This window comes from Psychrobacter immobilis, assembly GCF_904846185.1.
Classification (GTDB): domain Bacteria; phylum Pseudomonadota; class Gammaproteobacteria; order Pseudomonadales; family Moraxellaceae; genus Psychrobacter; species Psychrobacter immobilis_B.
Genome location: NZ_CAJGZQ010000030.1, coordinates 1 through 16,284, shown reverse-complemented (window position 1 = coordinate 16,284; position 16,284 = coordinate 1). Strand labels below are relative to the sequence as shown.

The window sequence follows — 16,284 nt, the reverse complement described above, 5'->3', positions numbered from 1 at the left end:
AAACTGAAGTTCTACGAAGAAATAGATTAAGGTCGAATAAGTATGAAGCAAGATAGAACGACTCGCTATCAGAAGGATAGTTTGACATTATCAGGAACAGTTATGCTAGGTACCGGTGTCATGATCGGTGCTGGTATTTTCGCTCTGACCGGTCAGATGGCTCAGATGACGGGTTCGCTTTTCCCACTTGCTTTTCTAGCCGCCGCAATCGTTGTTTCTTTTAGTGCCTATTCTTATATCAAAATCTCTAACGCTTACCCGTCGGCTGGCGGTGTTGCAATGTACCTGCATCAGGCATACGGAGATCGTTTACCGACTGGATTTAATGCCCTGCTGATGTATTTCTCCATGGTTATAGCGCAGAGCTTTTTGGCCCGGACGTTCGGGTCATACACTATGCAGTTATTCGGTGGCGATGACAGCGGTCGCATGGTATCCATCCTTGGCGCCGCGCTTATTCTTGCTGCGTTCTTTATCAATTTACTTGGTAATCGTTGGATTCAGGGGGTTGCATCGGTTATCGGTATTATAAAAATTGTCGGTATTCTTATATTCGGGTTGGTTGGTATCTGGCTAGCTGATAGCTTTGCAGTTGATTCTTCTACATTAGATGACACTAATACTATTGGTGACTTTCTTGGCGCAACGGCGCTAGGCATACTGGCATTTAAAGGCTTTACCACGATTACCAACAGTGGCTCGGAAGTAAAAAATCCTCATCGCAACGTCGGCCGTGCCATTGTAATATCAATCGCAATATGCGTAGTTATTTACACTCTAGTCGGTTTCGCGGTGTCTAGTAATCTATCTCTTGCCGAAATCATCGAAACTAAAGATTACTCCTTGGCTGCCGCCGCACGCCCAGCACTTGGCGACTATGGTCTATGGTTCACAGTTGCAATCGCAATGGTAGCTACCGCTGGCGGCCTCCTTGCTAGCATCTTCGCAGTCTCTCGTATGCTTGCTATGTTGACTGAGATGAAGCTGGTGCCTCATCGTCATTTGGGAATGCCGGGAAGCGTTCAAAAACATACGTTGGTCTATACTGTGGTGTTGGGTTTAGCTTTTACGACGTTATTTGACTTATCACGAATTGCAGCGCTTGGCATTGTTTTCTATCTAATTATGGATATCGCCATTCATTGGGGTGTTTTGCGATACCTTCGTCAGGATATAAAGGCGGTGATGTGGGTGCCTATAGTGGCCATACTTCTTGACCTGTTGGTTCTCGGCGGTTTTGTCTGGATTAAACTAAACTCAGATCCATTCGTACTTGGCGTAGCAGTCGTCACTATTGTAGTGATTGCTGTGGCTGAGCAGGTTTACCTGAAATCTTCAGCGAGGAAAAAAGCTATCGAAAAAGATACGCTTGCAGACCATCATTGACAGTAACATCAAAGAGTTTACAGAAAATTGTTTGGTTAAAAATTGCATAGATTTAAGCGTCTGCTTACTATCTTCAAGAATTGATTTCATGCAATACGATATTCATAAAGACAACAGGGAAAGTAAGCTATGAATGAGTCATTTAATCACGCTGGAACTTGGGGTCTCGCACTAATTGTTATTGTTCTTATTTCTTGGTTCTTTTACCGTTATTTCGCACCAAAGAACTGGCGTGAATGGGCGGGTGCTGGTGTAGTTCAGGCTTTCATTATTGCACTTTACGCAGAAATGTATGGCTTTCCGCTCACTATATATTTATTAGTACGGTTTTTTGGTTTGGACAGCCAATATGTCAGCGCTAGCTTATGGTCGACCCTTGTTGGTTTAGGTGAGACAGGCATGATGATCTCAATGCTACTCGGCTATGCTATTGCATTTTTAGGAGTCGGTCTTTTTGCTCAAGGTTGGCGCCAAGTCCACAAAGCACGAGGGGAAAATCGTTTAGTAACTGATGGACTCTATGCCTACGTACGTCATCCTCAGTACACCGGGTTGTTTATTGCACTGTTCGGTGAGGGTGTGGTGCATTGGCCAACTCTGTTTTCAATCGGTCTGTTTCCAGTGATTGTGCTTGTATACACATGGTTAGCTCGACGTGAGGAACGGCATATGTTTGAAGAGTTTGGTAAAGACTACCTTGCTTACAAACAGCAAGTGCCAATGTTTATTCCTCAATGGGGTCAATGGCGTCAACTTGCCGCCGCCGCACGAGTTAAAAAGTAATATCAATACAGGATAAAGCTTTAATTCATACAAATCCTTAGAGTTAGCATGGTTAGATACGATTGGTTATCTTGAGCTTGAACCACATCATACAATAGTGAGGATTACTAAGATGGTCAAATCAAACTTAACAACAAGTACTTTAAGGATTGCCCCTGTTGGCAATAGTGTATCGTTGTTTCTACTTATTAGTTATCTATTATGCATAGGGTTTGGTTTACTCGCACCCGAACAGATAGCGATGCACGAAGCTTGGGCACCTCTACTACCTGGCTTTGAGTGGTTAACATGGACAGGTTTTCTAATTGGACTTGTAGAATCATATCTTTACGGTTGGTATTTCGCCATCTTGTTCGTGCCACTATATCGTTGGTTCGCAAAATAGGTCGAAGGTATTAGTGTATTAATAGTCAGCAAACCTTTTCAATTTGAGTAAATCGATTGCGCTAGTATTTATTAGTAGAATCAAGTGGATTGGATGCAGGCGATGATACCGCATCACTCGATTGCTATTTTGACCAGTTCGCGTGCTGATATCGAAGATCCACGTGTACGCCAGCTTGCTGATGACATTATCGAAGCACAAAAGCGTGAAATCGGTGAGATGCAAGCGCTTATTGATGAGTTGGAATAGGCAGTCACAAATTTTGAGCACTTTGTATTAGGTGTTATTAAGTAAGCAGACTATTGAGAGGTGTACGTTCACACACTAGCACTATATCATTACTTATACTAAGGAAATAACAAATAAGGAGTCCTTGTAATGGTTATTATGATGCACGGTATGATGAACGGGACTATGCACGGCATGATGAATGGATCGATGCACGGTATGGGTTGGGGAGAATCTATTGTCTCCTTATTGTTTACAGTACTGGTTTTTGCGGTACTGATATTGACTATTATGGCCTTACTCAAATATTTGCGTAATAAAGATTAAGTTCCAATTGAAACTTAATTTTCGAGATATCTAGATTAGTAATTAGATGAATAGCAATTAAAGGTTGATGATTGTGCTTTAAAAGCTTTATTTATTGTCTTCAAGGAGTGATTTTATGAAACATATTGCCGATGAAAAATCTATCAAAGGTGGTCAGTACGATAAAGTGCCAGAAAACTATAGTGGTACGGTTTATATCTGCCCGATGCATCCTGAGGTTAGAGATACTGAGAAGAGCGATTGTCCGATATGCGGCATGTTTCTCAAACCTGAAGACGAGGTTGCTGAATCCAACAGTAATGAGGGCAGTCATGCGCATTGTCATAAAGCGGATGCTAATAATAGTACTGAGTTAAAGTCTGTCGAAGGCAATAAGTACGACAAGATACCAGAAAATTATAACGGCACGATTTATATTTGTCCTATGCATCCAGAAGTAAGAGATGTTGAAAAAAGTGACTGCCCAATATGTGGCATGTTTCTTAAACCTGAAGACGAAGTTGCTAAAGATGATAGTCACGCTAGCTGTCATGGAAAGGATACTGATAGTAGCGGAGTAAAATCTGTTAAAGGCGGTAAATACGATAAAGTACCTGCTGATTACGATGGCACGGTATATACCTGTCCTATGCATCCTGAAGTGAGAGACGTTAGAAATAGCGGTTGTCCGATATGTGGTATGGCGCTTGAGCCCGAAACGCTTACTATCGGTGAAGAGGACACCTCAGAGCTTGACGACATGACTCGTCGTTTTTGGATATGTACCGTGTTGACTGTACCGCTATTAATATATGTGATGAGCGGTATGTTTGGAGTTGACTTTAGTCAGTATGGTATCTCTTCAAAGATCTTACAATGGGCTGAGTTAGTGCTCGCGACCCCTGTAGTGCTTTGGGGCGCCGCCCCGTTTTTCGTCCGTGGCTGGCAGTCTATAAAAAGCCGCAATCTAAATATGTTTACCTTGATTGCGATAGGCGTAGGCGCTGCTTATATTTTTAGTATTGTCGCGACCTTTTTCCCCGATGTTTTCCCAGACAGTTTCAGAGATGCCTCTGGTCAAGTCGGAGTCTACTATGAAGCGGCAGCGGTCATTGTGACCTTGGTGCTACTGGGTCAAGTATTAGAGCTCAAAGCTAGAAGTCAAACTTCAGGTGCGATTAGAGCTTTGCTTGAGCTCGCACCACCAACCGCAAGACGTGTCGATGAAAACGGTGAAGAAGTCGAAGTCTCGCTTGATGAGGTCGTCACTGGCGATAAGCTACGGGTTAAACCAGGTGAGAAACTACCCGTAGATGGTACAGTGATCGATGGTAATAGTAATGTTGATGAATCAATGGTGACGGGTGAGCCAATCCCTGTATCAAAAGTAGCAGGAGATACAGTGACTGGTGGTACGGTAAATGGCACCGGAACGCTATTGGTCGAAGCGGTCAATGTTGGAGCAGATTCAGTATTATCTAAAATTGTACAAATGGTTGCTGAAGCCCAGCGTAGCCGCGCACCTATACAGAAATTGGTAGATCAAGTGGCGGGTTGGTTCGTACCTATTGTTATTGTCACCTCTATCATAACCTTTATTGTCTGGGCAATATTCGGCCCTGAGCCCGCTATGACCTATGCTTTGGTTAACGCGATTGCGGTACTGATTATTGCTTGTCCTTGTGCCCTTGGTCTAGCGACGCCGATGTCCATTATGGTTGGTACCGGCAAAGGCGCGCAAAACGGCGTCCTCATCAAAAATGCTGAAGCGTTAGAGAGTATGGAAAAAGTCGATACCATTGTTGTCGACAAGACCGGAACACTGACCGCTGGTAAGCCCGAGCTTACCGCAATTGATGCGCAGGTAGGTCAAGATGAAGACGAGTTCCTCGCATTGGTAGCCTCAGTAGAAAGCGCTAGCGAGCATCCTTTAGCAGAAGCTATCGTTAGAGCAGCTCAAGAAAGATCACTCATTATTCCTAAAGCTACTGACTTTAATTCGACTACTGGCGAAGGCGTACAAGCCGTGGTCGATGGTAAGAAAGTCGCTATTGGTAACTCTAAGCTTATGGAAAGCCTAAATAGTTTTGATAATGAGCTGTCCACTAAAGCAGATGTCCGTAGAAAAGACGGTGAAACGGTAATGTTTGTGGCTATAGACGGTAAAGCTGCTGGTATTATTTCAGTTGCTGACCCTATTAAACCAAGCACTAAAGAGGCTATTTCACTGCTTCATGACGCAGGTTTAAAAGTTGTGATGCTAACCGGTGACAACGAAAAAACCGCGCAGGCAGTCGCCAATAAACTAGGTATTGATGAAGTTCATGCGGATGTCTCACCAGAGGATAAAAACCGTATCGTCAAAGAAATGCAAGACAGCGGTAAATTGGTCGCTATGGCGGGTGATGGTATCAACGACGCACCAGCGCTAGCGCAAGCTAATGTTGGTATCGCTATGGGAACCGGTACCGATGTGGCGATGGAGAGTGCGGGCATTACCCTGCTAAAAGGTGATTTAATGGGCATTGCCAAAGCTTATAAGCTTAGCCGCGCCACCATGCGCAATATCAGACAGAATCTGTTTTTTGCCTTTATCTACAATGCACTTGGTGTTCCTATTGCCGCAGGTGTGCTCTATCCCATATTTGGGCTTCTGCTCAGTCCGATGATAGCAGCGGCAGCGATGAGCTTGTCGTCATTCTCGGTGATTGCTAACGCGCTGCGATTGCGCCGTTTGAAACTATAATTCTGGTACGGTAAAAAGTGTTCTAAAGCACACTGACACATACTGGTCTAAACAAGATCACAAAATATAAGGATACCGTTATGGGCAGCTTTTCTATTACACATTGGCTGATTTTATTGGTCGTAGTGGTGGTCGTATTTGGTACTGCCAAGCTTAAAAATGCAGGTAAAGATTTAGGCGGTGCGGTGAAGGGTTTTAAAGAAGCGGTCAAAGATGAAGAACCCGAGAATGCTCGCAAAAATCATGTGCTTAGCCATGAAAATAGTACGCCAGCTGCAAGTAATGATTTAAATACGCGTGTAGGTAATCAGGCTGTTGATATGGAAATCAGCCCTATTTCCACTGATGACCAGCCTAAAGTATGAAGCGCGCCGCTTATAAATAGCGGCACTAAGTAGTCTATTAATATATGTGACTGTTATGTTTGATATTGGGTTTTCCGAATTACTCTTGTTTGGCGTCATTGCTTTAATCGTATTGGGCCCAGAAAAACTGCCGCAAGCCGCACGTACCGCTGGGCAATGGTATGCCAAACTGCGCCGTACAGTATCCACTCTACAATCTGAAATAGAAGCTGAGCTTGATCTAGCTGAAACACGTCAACAAATGCAAAATGAACTTGCGAAAATCCGTCAGACCGAGTCGGATATGAAGCGCGAATTAGCAGAAATGCGTGGCAGTATGCAAAAGTTTGAGCAGTCACAGAACCAAAGCCTAGACGCTTCACATCAGTCAATCACCCCTTATGATAAAGACCATCAACAGAATACTACCTCCTCGTTCATTAAACAGGAGGCGGATCAGTGAGCCTATTTAAACGGCAAAAAAGTCGACAAGAAAAAATAACAGATATAGAGTTTGAGGCGCCAACAGATACAACACAGAATAGTGAGTCTGGAGATACGTTAGGTACGCTTGGCGATATGCCTATTACCGGACATTTAATCGAGCTGCGTACGCACTTAATAAGAATATGCGTGGTCGTCTTAATTATATTCTTAGTATTGGTGGGATTTTCACGCGAGCTTTATAATCTTTTATCAGACCCATTAGTGGCGCAGTTACCCATCAATTCGACCATGATTGCCACTGATATAACGTCAAACTTTATGGCACCCATTCGCTTAACGATATTCGTCGCCGCATTTTTAGCAATGCCTTATATCCTGTATCAAATTTGGTCATTTGTAGCTTCCGGCTTATATAAAAAAGAGAAGAAAATTGCCATTCCTGTACTGCTATCTTCGATATTTCTATTTTATGCTGGTGTTGCTTTTTCCTACTTTGTCGTACTCAAAGGGGTATTGAAATTTTTTATTATGTTCGCTCCGCAGAACGTTATACCAATGACCGATATTGACAGTTATCTGAGCTTTGCCCTCAAGCTATTTATGGTGTTTGGACTGACTTTTGAGATTCCAGTGGTTACCTTATTGCTGATAATGGCCGGAATCGTTTCTACTCAAATTTTAGAAGATAAGCGTCGTTATATCATAGTCGGCTGTTTTGGGATCGCCGCGGTAGTGACACCGCCTGATGGTGTATCAATGCTGTTGTTGGCGATTCCTATGTGGCTATTATTTGAGCTGGGTTTACTCTTAGCAAAGATATTAATTAAAAATGAACGAAATAATGATTTAGTCTCAGGGAATGAAACATTAGAAAGTAGCTAGCACTACTTAAACACGCCAAGAACCTTTTTTACTTTTTACTTTTTACTAGAGTATGTCAGCGTGAGTACTCTACTTAGCGACGGACTCTAAATGGAACACCCAACTAATAACAACGAAAAAAATGACGGTCTTGCAAATCGACTTAACCAAGAGTGCTACTGCATTACCCTTGATCGTAAAGCGCTTAATACAAGCCTTCAAGATCAATTGGTAGAAACTAGAAACAATCCAATAGGAGCGAACGAGCTTAATAAGCTTTTTTCAGCAACACCCGTGTTCGTTCCCAAAACAGAGATAGAGGCGATGGAGCGAATCGTCAGGGCTATCGAGTCAGCTGCCGAACTGCCATTGTATCAAGAGCAAGTGCTGTCGTGGGCACCAGAAATAGCTGCTTTCGACCCAGGCCCAATAGGGGCCCTCATGGGTTATGACTTTCACTTGGGTAGCGATGGACCTCAGCTCATCGAGGTCAATACTAATGCCGGTGGCGCATTTCTGAATGTGTTGCTCGCTCGCGCACAAAAACGCTGTTGCAACCCCTCAGAGCAAAGCGCTGCAACCAATCAAATGCTAGATAGGTTCGAGGAAGCAGTGTTTGACATGTTCAAACAGGAATGGCAGCGACAGTCCGCTGTTGCTATGCCCAATCGGATAGCCATTGTGGACAATGACCCCGAGAGTCAGTTCATGTTCTTAGAGTTTGAGTTAGCCTGTCAACTGCTCCAAGCTAGAGGTATTGATACTGTGATACTTGATCCCTCTGAACTCGAGTATATCGACGGTACGTTAACAGCCCATGGCCAGAAAATCGATATGATTTACAATCGGCTTGTCGACTTTGCATTTGAGGACCCTGACCATGTATTGCTTAAGCAGGCTTATTTAGAGGGTGCTGTGGTAGTGACACCCAATCCCCGCGTACATGCTATGTTGGCCAATAAGCAAAACCTGACATTGCTATCAGACTCCCAAATATTGCGCTCTTGGGGTCTGGATGAGGCTGCAGTGGAGTGCCTCGAAAGGTCTGTACCGAGGACTAAGATTGTATCAAGAGACGATGCAGCAGAGTTGTGGCTTACTCGGCGGCAACTGTTTTTTAAGCCAGTTGCTGGTCATGGAAGCAAAGGCGTTTATCGCGGTAGCAAACTGACTCGACGCGTCTTCGAAAACATTCTGGATGAAGATTATATCGCACAGACCTTTGTCCCTGCAGGAGAGAGATCACTCAAAATTGATGACATCGTAACAACAAGAAAGGTAGATATACGTCTTTATACGTATGGCGGAAAACTGTTACTACCTGCTGCGCGTGTGTATCAAGGTCAGGTGACTAACTTCCGTACGCCAGGCGGTGGATTCGCGCCTGTCTTTCAGGTGTGATCGTCTAGGTCTTATTTAGATGGCATTAGGCTGTTATAAGTCCGGTTAACTAATTCAATATTCTTCTTACCTAACAAAAGATGGTTGTATATTTATGATTGTCTATTACTTTCGGCACGCTTTTCAAAACACTTCGAAAACAATTGGAGCTAGAGATAGCAGTAAATTTCAATAGTTTCCAATAATAAAAATCCAACCGTTACAGTGAGCTTAAATCATATTAGAGTAAACAAGGTTAGACCGTATGTTAATCACAGAATTGGGTTATTTTGCCTTGCTGGCCGCCTTTATATTGGCGATTTTGCAGGTGGTATTACCAACCGTTGGCGTCATGCGCGATCACGTTGCTTGGCAGCGTCTCGCGCCCAGTCTCGCGTGGGCACAGTTTGCTGCCATGATTTTTTCATTTGTTGCATTGATGGCAGGCTTTTATTTCAATGACTTTAGTCTCGTCTATGTCACGCAGCACTCTAATACTTTGTTGCCTTGGTACTATAAACTCTCGGCGACATGGGGCGGACACGAAGGCTCGCTCTTGTTGTGGATGACCATCATGGCCACGTGGTGCGCGCTGGTCTCCTATTTTAGCCGTGGCTTACCGTTGTCGATGCGCGCGCGGGTACTCGTGATATTGGCCGGTGTGCAGGTCATGATGCTAGCGATGCTGATTTTTACCTCGTCGCCATTTGATCGTACCTTGCCCAATCTGCCCGTAGATGGGGTAGATCTCAACCCACTTTTGCAGGATTTTGGGCTGATCGTTCACCCACCGATGCTGTATATGGGTTATGTGGGCTTAGCGGTGCCATTTGCTTTTTGTATGGCGGCATTGTGGGAAGGGCGTTTGGATGCAGTATGGACACGTTGGTCGCGTCCATGGGCGCTAGCGGCTTGGGGGTTTTTGACCGTTGGTATCGCTCTTGGCTCTTGGTGGGCGTATTATGAGCTTGGCTGGGGCGGCTGGTGGTTTTGGGATCCTGTAGAAAACGCCTCACTGATGCCTTGGCTTGCCGGTTTAGCCTTGCTGCATTCGTTGGCAGTGACTGAGAAGCGCGGTGTCTTTAAAGCATGGACCATTATGCTGGCTATCTTTGCTTTTGCCTTAAGTCTCTTGGGTACTTTCCTTGTACGTTCAGGGGTTATTACCTCAGTGCATTCGTTTGCCGCTGACCCCACTCGTGGTCTGGTAATTTTAGTGATTCTTGGCATCATCGTCGGTGGTGGTTTGCTGATGTTTGCGCTGCGTGGCTGGCGTTTGACGATTGAAAGTCAGTATCAACTGGTTTCGCGTGAGTCATTTTTAGTCATTAACAACGTCATCATTTTGATTGCAACGTTAGTGGTATTGCTTGGTACCCTCTATCCTATCATTGCCGACGCCTTTAGCTTGGGTCAGGTATCGGTAGGTCCTCCGTACTTTAATGCGCTATTTGTGCCTTTAACATGGCTATTGCTGGTTGCCATGGGTATGGGCTCCAATATCCGCTGGAAACAAGATAAGCGTCCATTGTTAGGCGTTGGTATGGTCATTGCGGCGAGCAGTCTAGTATTAGCTGCAGTCATCACTTACTTTGTCAGTCCATCTGCCATGCTTAATATTGGTGTAACACTAGCAGTAAGTTTTTGGGTACTGTTCTGGATGGTGGTTGATTTCAAAGACAAAACCAAAAATGCACCAAGCTTTTTGCAAGGCTTAAATAAGCTGCGTTTAAGCTACTGGGGTCAGCAAACGGCACATATTGGTGTGATTGTAGCGGTCATCGGTGTTGCCTTTACCAGTACCTTGAGTATCGAGCGCGATGTGGCATTGAGTGTTGGCGAAACGGTCCATGTCCAAGGTTACGACTTCACCGTTAAAGGCTTCCGCGAAGTCAAAGGCAGTAACTATGATGCGACCCAAGCTGAGGTCGAAGTGAGTAAAGATAGCCGTGCTGTGACTACGTTATACCCTGAAAAACGCAATTACATTATTAGCATGATGCCAATGACCGAAGCAGCGATTGATGACAGTCTGATGCGTGATGTGTACGTCGCACTTGGTGAACCTATAGCTGAAGGCAGTAATAAATGGGCCGTACGTATTTATGTGAAGCCATTGATTCGTTGGATATGGCTCGGCGCTATTATTATGGCATTGGGTGGTCTGCTGAGTATGCTTGATAGGCGCTATCGTCTCAAAACATCCAAGACCCCTGCACAAATTGCAGCGAGTAAGTCAGGCTTTACGACGGTTACTGATTTAGATGTTAAAAGCACTACTAATAACACGACACTAATAGGGGAGAAGCAAAATGACTAAGTCTAATCATTTTTCCGAGCAACCCCCTGAAACAAAAGGTAATCGAACAATGAAAAAAAGCCAAATTAGAATATGGTTTTTGATCCCGCTGATCATCTTTGCTGCTGTTATGGTTATGCTTTATTTTCGTTTGGGGCAGCCGACTGAAATCGTAACCAATACCGCGCTTGAACGCCCAGTACCAGCGTTTGAGCTGCCATTGTTGTCCGATACCAGTCGGATCATGACCAATGACAACTTACCTGATGAGCCCTTTTTGATGAATATTTGGGGCTCTTGGTGCCCAACTTGCGTTATTGAGCATCCTTTTTTGATGCAACTAGAAGAGCGTGGTGTCAATTTGGTTGGTGTTAATTACAAAGATGACATCGGTGATGCGCTAGGATATTTAAATCGTGGCGGTGATCCCTTTTCGATGTCTATTCAGGATTTGTCCGGCCAGTTTGCCTTGGACTTAGGGTTGACGGGTGCGCCTGAGACTTTCACTGTCGATGGTGAAGGCGTTATTCGCCAGCACATTGTTGGTGAGATTAACGAGAGTAACTGGCAAGATCGTATTGAGCCTTGCTTAACGGTACTCAATGATGCCAATGATAATAACGTCAGTCCAGATGCGATTCAGGTTGAAGAGGTGTGCAAATGATAGCCCTTTCAATAAAGGCCGTTACGATAAAAGTAGCGAGCTTAATACTTGCCTGTCTCCTAAGTGTGACCAGCTATGCGGCGATTGACGTCTATGATTTTGATTCTGTCCAACAAGAAGCACAATACCGAGGATTGATCGAAGAGCTACGTTGCCCGAAATGCCAAAACCAAAACTTGGCAGGTTCTGATGCGCCGATTGCCCAAGACTTAAAGCAAAAAGTCTATGATTTGATTAAAGACAGACGTAGTGATGCGGAAATCCGGGATTATATGCAGGATCGTTATGGCGACTTTATCAGCTACAAGCCGCCTGTACGTCCATCGACATGGATTTTATGGTTTTTTCCGCCATTGCTACTGATCGTATTATTGATAGGGTGGTTTTGGCAAAGCCGTCGCCGCCAGCTGGTAGCGAGCGGTCAGAGTAGAGTGACGGTAGATAATACCGCCTCGGAGCTGACTGCCGCCGAAAAAGCCGAACTTGATCGTCTGCTATCGCGTGCCAATAGCACCGATAATGACGCTCATGACACCACAAGCCCCGAGGACAAAAAATGACCATATTCTCTACTGCTGGCTTATTTATTGCTCTAAGCTTACTGATTGCCTTACTCCTTGCTGTTATTACCATCATGCCATGGCTGCGCGCCACGCGTACATCAGGCACTTCTGTGGACAACCAGCTACTAGATATCAACGTGGCGGTGTTTCGCGAGCGTCTGGCAGAGCTAAAAACAGACAAAGACAGTGGCACCATCGATGATGCTCACTACCAAAACCAAAAGCTTGAGCTTGAGCGGCAACTATTGGATGCCCAGCGTGAAGTCACGCCGATGGTCACCCCTGGTATCAAAAGCCGCTTGATCCTCATGGTTTGGGTGCCTGTATTGGCTGCGCTGGCGTATCTGATGGTGGGTGACCGAACGCCTGTGTTTGATCTGTGGACGGCCGAAGACAAGGTCGGAAAAGTCGCTGATGACTTGTTGACTGGCAAAATCGATCAGCCACCTGTATGGGCAATCGAAAACGGCCAGCAGCTTATCAGCGCGATGCAGACCAATGTCTATCGTCATGCTGATGACCCCAATCGCTGGATGCGTTTATCTGAGCTGTTTTTGTCATTAGAAGCGACAGACTCGGCGCTAGAGGCATTGTCACGTGCTTATCGCTTATCGCCTGATAACGAGGAGATTGCGACGACCTATGCACAGATCAGCTTCTTTGCCAATAAAGGCCAACTAGACGCCACCAGTCGCCGCGTCTTGCAGGACGTGCTGGCCAAAAACCCACGCCACGAAGGCGCGCAAATGCTGATGGCCATGGGCGAGGCGCGTAGTAATAACTTTGAGGAGGCACAAGGTTGGATTAAGCGTTTACGTGAGAGCATCGCTGCCAAACCAGGTGACCATAGTAAAGCGCTAGCGAGCCTTGATGAGCTAAGTGCTAATGTCATCGAGCAAGAGCAGCAAGCCGCGCAAGGTATCGAAGTTACCGTCTCTATTGATGCGAGTCTATTACCATTGGTTAAAGCCAATGATGTGTTGTTTGTAGCGATACGTGATGTGAAAGGGGGCCCTCCGTTTGCCGCCAAACGTTTACCTATTAGTATCATCAAGCAAGGTAAAGCCAGTATCCGTTTAAGCGATCTTGATGCGATGATGCCAGAACGCACGTTACAATCTGCCCGTAGCGACAAAACTCAGTTAGCAGTCGTTGCTCGTGTTAGCCATAGTGGGACTGCGTCCGCAGAGTCGGGTGATCTATCAGGTAACCCAGTAGTGATTAGCGCTGAACAGACTCAAGTTAATATTGAAATCAATCAACAGATCCCTTAACAAATGATTATTACAGTAAGTTTCATAATACTAGAACCGTATGTAGGACAGCTTTTGAAAGTGGTGCTATCAATAGCTGTATAACCTATTAGTAAAGAAGTAAAAAACGGCTATGGTGTTTTGCTAGTGAAATAATTGGACGGATGACTATAGAAAGTCTTGATTAAACATAACAGACAGCTCATTTTCAGCTTCCCGCAGAAGAGGTATATGGCTTAATAACTCTACTAAAGACTTTTTAACAGTGGGACCATGAGTAAATACGGTGGCAAAGGTTTGCTTGCTGCTCACTATTTAGAATTAGTACCGCACAGGCAACCATGCCTCGAATGAATTCTTAGTTATCTATCCCTATCTGAGTATCCCGCGTTTCAGCTATGGTCCGCGTAGCTTGTTTTTACATCAGTATTGTTAGCTCTAGCAGTGATAATGAATATATTCACTGTCAGATAACTTTGGTTTAATTTAAAACAGAATCATGACGTTTTGGACAATCATCACTACGCCACTAATGACCATTAATAGGATCAGCATCACTCTAAACTGCTTGATATTCATACCTGCTAAAAAGCGCTTACCAATGATGTTGCCAACCACAGCACCAAGCCCTAAAGCAAAGCCATAAATCCAAAGATTGGCAGTCAATACGCCAAAAAAAGTATAACTACCAATCTGAGCCAATCCTACAAAGAATGAATTAGCTGTTTTAGTAGCGATTAAATCTTCTTTTTGTAATCCCGTATTCATATAGAAAGGATTGAGCACAGGACCCAAACCGCCGACGAGTGTGCTAATGAACGCCGTAATAAAACCTAAAGGCACAAACCCCAGTTTAGGCATATTAAAAGATTTTTCTACTTTGCCAAAACGATACTGCAAGACGGTAGATATCAAAAATGCACCCACTAATAACTGAATCCAGCTCCCATCAAGACGGCTAAATAATAATGCAGCTAACCACGCACCAACGATAGCGCTTGGCGCATAATACTTTATTAGCGACCAGTCGATATGATGCCAAAATAAATAAAGACGTGAAGGGCGACTAATGAAATTACCTAAATTAATCACGGGTGGCGCAGCCGAGATCCCTATCAGCGCAGAGGTGACAGGTATAAGTAAAAGTGCACCGCCACCTCCTGATATGGTGGAAATCACAAAAGCAATCATACCCGCCAAAAACAGCCCTGCAAGATGCCAATTAGGAATTGCTTGTAAAATATCGAGCACGGTTAAGCTCCAACATTAACAGAAGGGAACGAGATTGTTTTAGAGCTATATCCTATCTAAAGTCACCATAAAACGTTACCTGAAGAGCAAGATGCCAAGCGTGCCAAAAATGAGCTCATACAGTTTGCTACTGATCATGGTCATAAACTTGCTGCGTTCTACGTAGAGAATGGGTCAGGGGCAAAGCTAGTACATCCAAAGCTGATAGCTATCATAACCCCAGTTCGGGATAAGCCACATTGTAACTCATTGATACTATTTACAATGTGGCTACCTGTCCCTGCTGAGGCATATTTTTGATGGTGGGTTTATAGGGAAACCAGCGATAAGCAATCAAACCTGACAGCAAGTTTGTGATAAACCCCGTGACACTACGATGGCGTGAGTGTTCGATTTGGCACAAGTTTTTAAGCTCTCCAAACACCGTTTCAACCAAAGAGCGATGATTGAGTAGTGCCTCATCTATCGGCTTGAGTACTTGCGGTTTCATATTACGCCTAAGTTTCGTTATCAGCCTAGTATCACTGTGTTTTGTGAGCCACTCGTTTAGGGCTTTACTGATATAGCCTCTATCCCCAAACACCTTGCCAAACACAGGTGTTGCCATATCCTTAACAGGCACTCTGTCATCCGTATTACCCGCAGTGACTTTAACAGATACAAGCTCGCCCTTATGATTGATAATGGCGTGTAGCTTAAAGCCATAGAACCAGCCCATGCTGCTTTTGCCTCGGGTTGCAAGTCCTTCAAAGACTTTATGACGGTAGATACGCTTGTTATGACAAACTGCTATCTTGGTTGAATCAATATAGCTGATACCTGTACAGTCGCCCATCATGCTTTGCAAGTAGCTGCACAGTGGTATGATACTGCGCGGCACAAGCTCTATAAATCGCGAGTAGCTCGGCAGATTTGGAAACTCCCGTTTCATCATGCCAAGCATGTGATGGTAGTAAAACGCCTTAAACTGTCGATACCGCAGTTGATGAAACAGTACCAAGATGGTCATAATCTCTGCTACACTTATCTGGCATGCTCTTAGCCGTTGACGGCCCGTTGCGATTAAGTGAGCGTCAAACTCAGGTTTGAATTGCTAATAAAAGTCGTCAATATGGCAGTATAGTTCGGTTAGGTTGTCCATGTAAGAAGTCCTTTTTGCTTAAGTGGTCTTGGTAAACTTACTTTAGCAACTTTGGACTTCTTTTTTATCTTTTTTTTGAGCGCTTATCCCGAACTGGGGTTATCATAACTAAAGAAGCGAAGTAATACTCAAATACTCAAATACTCAAATACTCAAATACTCAAATACTCAAATACTCAAATACTCAAATACTCAAATACTCAAATACTCAAATACTCAAATACTCAAATACTCAAATACTCAAATA

14 protein-coding genes and 2 pseudogenes are annotated in these 16,284 nt (G+C 44.4%); 14 read left to right on the top strand and 2 right to left on the bottom strand.

Going from position 1 to position 16,284, the window contains the following annotated elements:
- The first annotated feature begins 42 nt into the window (after nt 1–42).
- From JMW94_RS13385 to ccmI, 14 genes and pseudogenes are all read left to right on the top strand, one after another.
- The gene (locus JMW94_RS13385) at nt 43–1,386 is read left to right on the top strand and encodes an APC family permease (RefSeq protein WP_240991030.1); all 1,344 of its coding nucleotides are present in this window, start codon (nt 43–45) and stop codon (nt 1,384–1,386) included.
- A 129-nt stretch (nt 1,387–1,515) separates the two neighbouring features.
- Nucleotides 1,516–2,169 carry a methyltransferase family protein gene (locus JMW94_RS13380; protein ID WP_068037334.1) on the top strand — a complete coding sequence of 218 codons (654 nt, stop codon included), beginning with the start codon at nt 1,516–1,518 and terminating at the stop codon, nt 2,167–2,169.
- A 112-nt stretch (nt 2,170–2,281) separates the two neighbouring features.
- A complete protein-coding gene (locus JMW94_RS15070) occupies nt 2,282–2,554 on the top strand; it encodes a DUF5676 family membrane protein (RefSeq protein WP_227685533.1) in 273 nt (90 codons plus the stop codon).
- Nucleotides 2,555–2,632: 78 nt separating this feature from the next.
- A pseudogene (locus tag JMW94_RS13375) lies at nt 2,633–2,803 on the top strand (DUF305 domain-containing protein); the annotation flags it as partial.
- Nucleotides 2,804–2,953: 150 nt separating this feature from the next.
- Nucleotides 2,954–3,109, top strand: coding sequence for a hypothetical protein (locus JMW94_RS13370; RefSeq protein WP_201555241.1), 156 nt, complete (start codon nt 2,954–2,956; stop codon nt 3,107–3,109).
- A gap of 115 nt (nt 3,110–3,224) precedes the next feature.
- Nucleotides 3,225–5,834 (top strand): copper-transporting P-type ATPase, encoded by a 2,610-nt coding sequence (locus JMW94_RS13365; RefSeq protein ID WP_201604734.1) that lies wholly within the window; start codon nt 3,225–3,227, stop codon nt 5,832–5,834.
- 80 nt (nt 5,835–5,914) lie between these two features.
- A complete protein-coding gene (gene tatA / locus JMW94_RS13360) occupies nt 5,915–6,199 on the top strand; it encodes a Sec-independent protein translocase subunit TatA (protein WP_201604733.1) in 285 nt (94 codons plus the stop codon).
- Between the two features lie 55 nt (nt 6,200–6,254).
- Nucleotides 6,255–6,641 carry a Sec-independent protein translocase protein TatB gene (gene tatB, locus JMW94_RS13355; RefSeq protein ID WP_036599454.1) on the top strand — a complete coding sequence of 129 codons (387 nt, stop codon included), beginning with the start codon at nt 6,255–6,257 and terminating at the stop codon, nt 6,639–6,641.
- Nucleotides 6,638–7,507, top strand: coding sequence for a twin-arginine translocase subunit TatC (gene tatC, locus JMW94_RS13350; protein WP_011959994.1), 870 nt, complete (start codon nt 6,638–6,640; stop codon nt 7,505–7,507). The genes tatB and tatC overlap by 4 nt, the downstream gene beginning before the upstream one ends.
- Before the next feature lie 90 nt (nt 7,508–7,597).
- Nucleotides 7,598–8,887, top strand: coding sequence for a hypothetical protein (locus JMW94_RS13345; protein WP_036599449.1), 1,290 nt, complete (start codon nt 7,598–7,600; stop codon nt 8,885–8,887).
- Nucleotides 8,888–9,131: 244 nt separating this feature from the next.
- Complete coding sequence (locus tag JMW94_RS13340; RefSeq protein ID WP_201573833.1) at nt 9,132–11,186, top strand: heme lyase CcmF/NrfE family subunit; 2,055 nt, start codon at nt 9,132–9,134, stop codon at nt 11,184–11,186.
- Nucleotides 11,179–11,829: a DsbE family thiol:disulfide interchange protein gene (locus JMW94_RS13335; RefSeq protein ID WP_102091629.1), complete on the top strand. Its 651-nt coding sequence runs from the start codon at nt 11,179–11,181 to the stop codon at nt 11,827–11,829. Before JMW94_RS13340 ends, JMW94_RS13335 begins: the two co-directional genes overlap by 8 nt.
- Nucleotides 11,826–12,389: a cytochrome c-type biogenesis protein gene (locus JMW94_RS13330; RefSeq protein ID WP_201573832.1), complete on the top strand. Its 564-nt coding sequence runs from the start codon at nt 11,826–11,828 to the stop codon at nt 12,387–12,389. The genes JMW94_RS13335 and JMW94_RS13330 overlap by 4 nt, the downstream gene beginning before the upstream one ends.
- Nucleotides 12,386–13,666, top strand: coding sequence for a c-type cytochrome biogenesis protein CcmI (ccmI, locus tag JMW94_RS13325; RefSeq protein ID WP_201604732.1), 1,281 nt, complete (start codon nt 12,386–12,388; stop codon nt 13,664–13,666). The genes JMW94_RS13330 and ccmI overlap by 4 nt, the downstream gene beginning before the upstream one ends.
- A 465-nt stretch (nt 13,667–14,131) precedes the next feature.
- On the opposite strand, the gene JMW94_RS13320 is transcribed toward ccmI, so the two are convergent.
- Together JMW94_RS13320 and JMW94_RS13315 are read right to left on the bottom strand one after the other, a co-directional pair.
- Entirely contained in the window at nt 14,132–14,896 is a 765-nt protein-coding gene (locus tag JMW94_RS13320; protein ID WP_227522957.1) for a sulfite exporter TauE/SafE family protein, read from the bottom strand.
- A 259-nt stretch (nt 14,897–15,155) separates the two neighbouring features.
- A pseudogene (locus JMW94_RS13315) lies at nt 15,156–16,037 on the bottom strand (IS982 family transposase).
- Nucleotides 16,038–16,284 lie beyond the last annotated feature (247 nt).

Coding starts and splice junctions, on each gene's coding strand:
- JMW94_RS13385 (WP_240991030.1), top strand. CDS start 43: ATGAAGCAAGATAGAACGACTCGCTATCAGAAGGATAGTTTGACATTA.
- JMW94_RS13380 (WP_068037334.1), top strand. CDS start 1,516: ATGAATGAGTCATTTAATCACGCTGGAACTTGGGGTCTCGCACTAATT.
- JMW94_RS15070 (WP_227685533.1), top strand. CDS start 2,282: ATGGTCAAATCAAACTTAACAACAAGTACTTTAAGGATTGCCCCTGTT.
- JMW94_RS13370 (WP_201555241.1), top strand. CDS start 2,954: ATGATGAACGGGACTATGCACGGCATGATGAATGGATCGATGCACGGT.
- JMW94_RS13365 (WP_201604734.1), top strand. CDS start 3,225: ATGAAACATATTGCCGATGAAAAATCTATCAAAGGTGGTCAGTACGAT.
- tatA (WP_201604733.1), top strand. CDS start 5,915: ATGGGCAGCTTTTCTATTACACATTGGCTGATTTTATTGGTCGTAGTG.
- tatB (WP_036599454.1), top strand. CDS start 6,255: ATGTTTGATATTGGGTTTTCCGAATTACTCTTGTTTGGCGTCATTGCT.
- JMW94_RS13345 (WP_036599449.1), top strand. CDS start 7,598: ATGGAACACCCAACTAATAACAACGAAAAAAATGACGGTCTTGCAAAT.
- JMW94_RS13340 (WP_201573833.1), top strand. CDS start 9,132: ATGTTAATCACAGAATTGGGTTATTTTGCCTTGCTGGCCGCCTTTATA.
- JMW94_RS13335 (WP_102091629.1), top strand. CDS start 11,179: ATGACTAAGTCTAATCATTTTTCCGAGCAACCCCCTGAAACAAAAGGT.
- JMW94_RS13330 (WP_201573832.1), top strand. CDS start 11,826: ATGATAGCCCTTTCAATAAAGGCCGTTACGATAAAAGTAGCGAGCTTA.
- ccmI (WP_201604732.1), top strand. CDS start 12,386: ATGACCATATTCTCTACTGCTGGCTTATTTATTGCTCTAAGCTTACTG.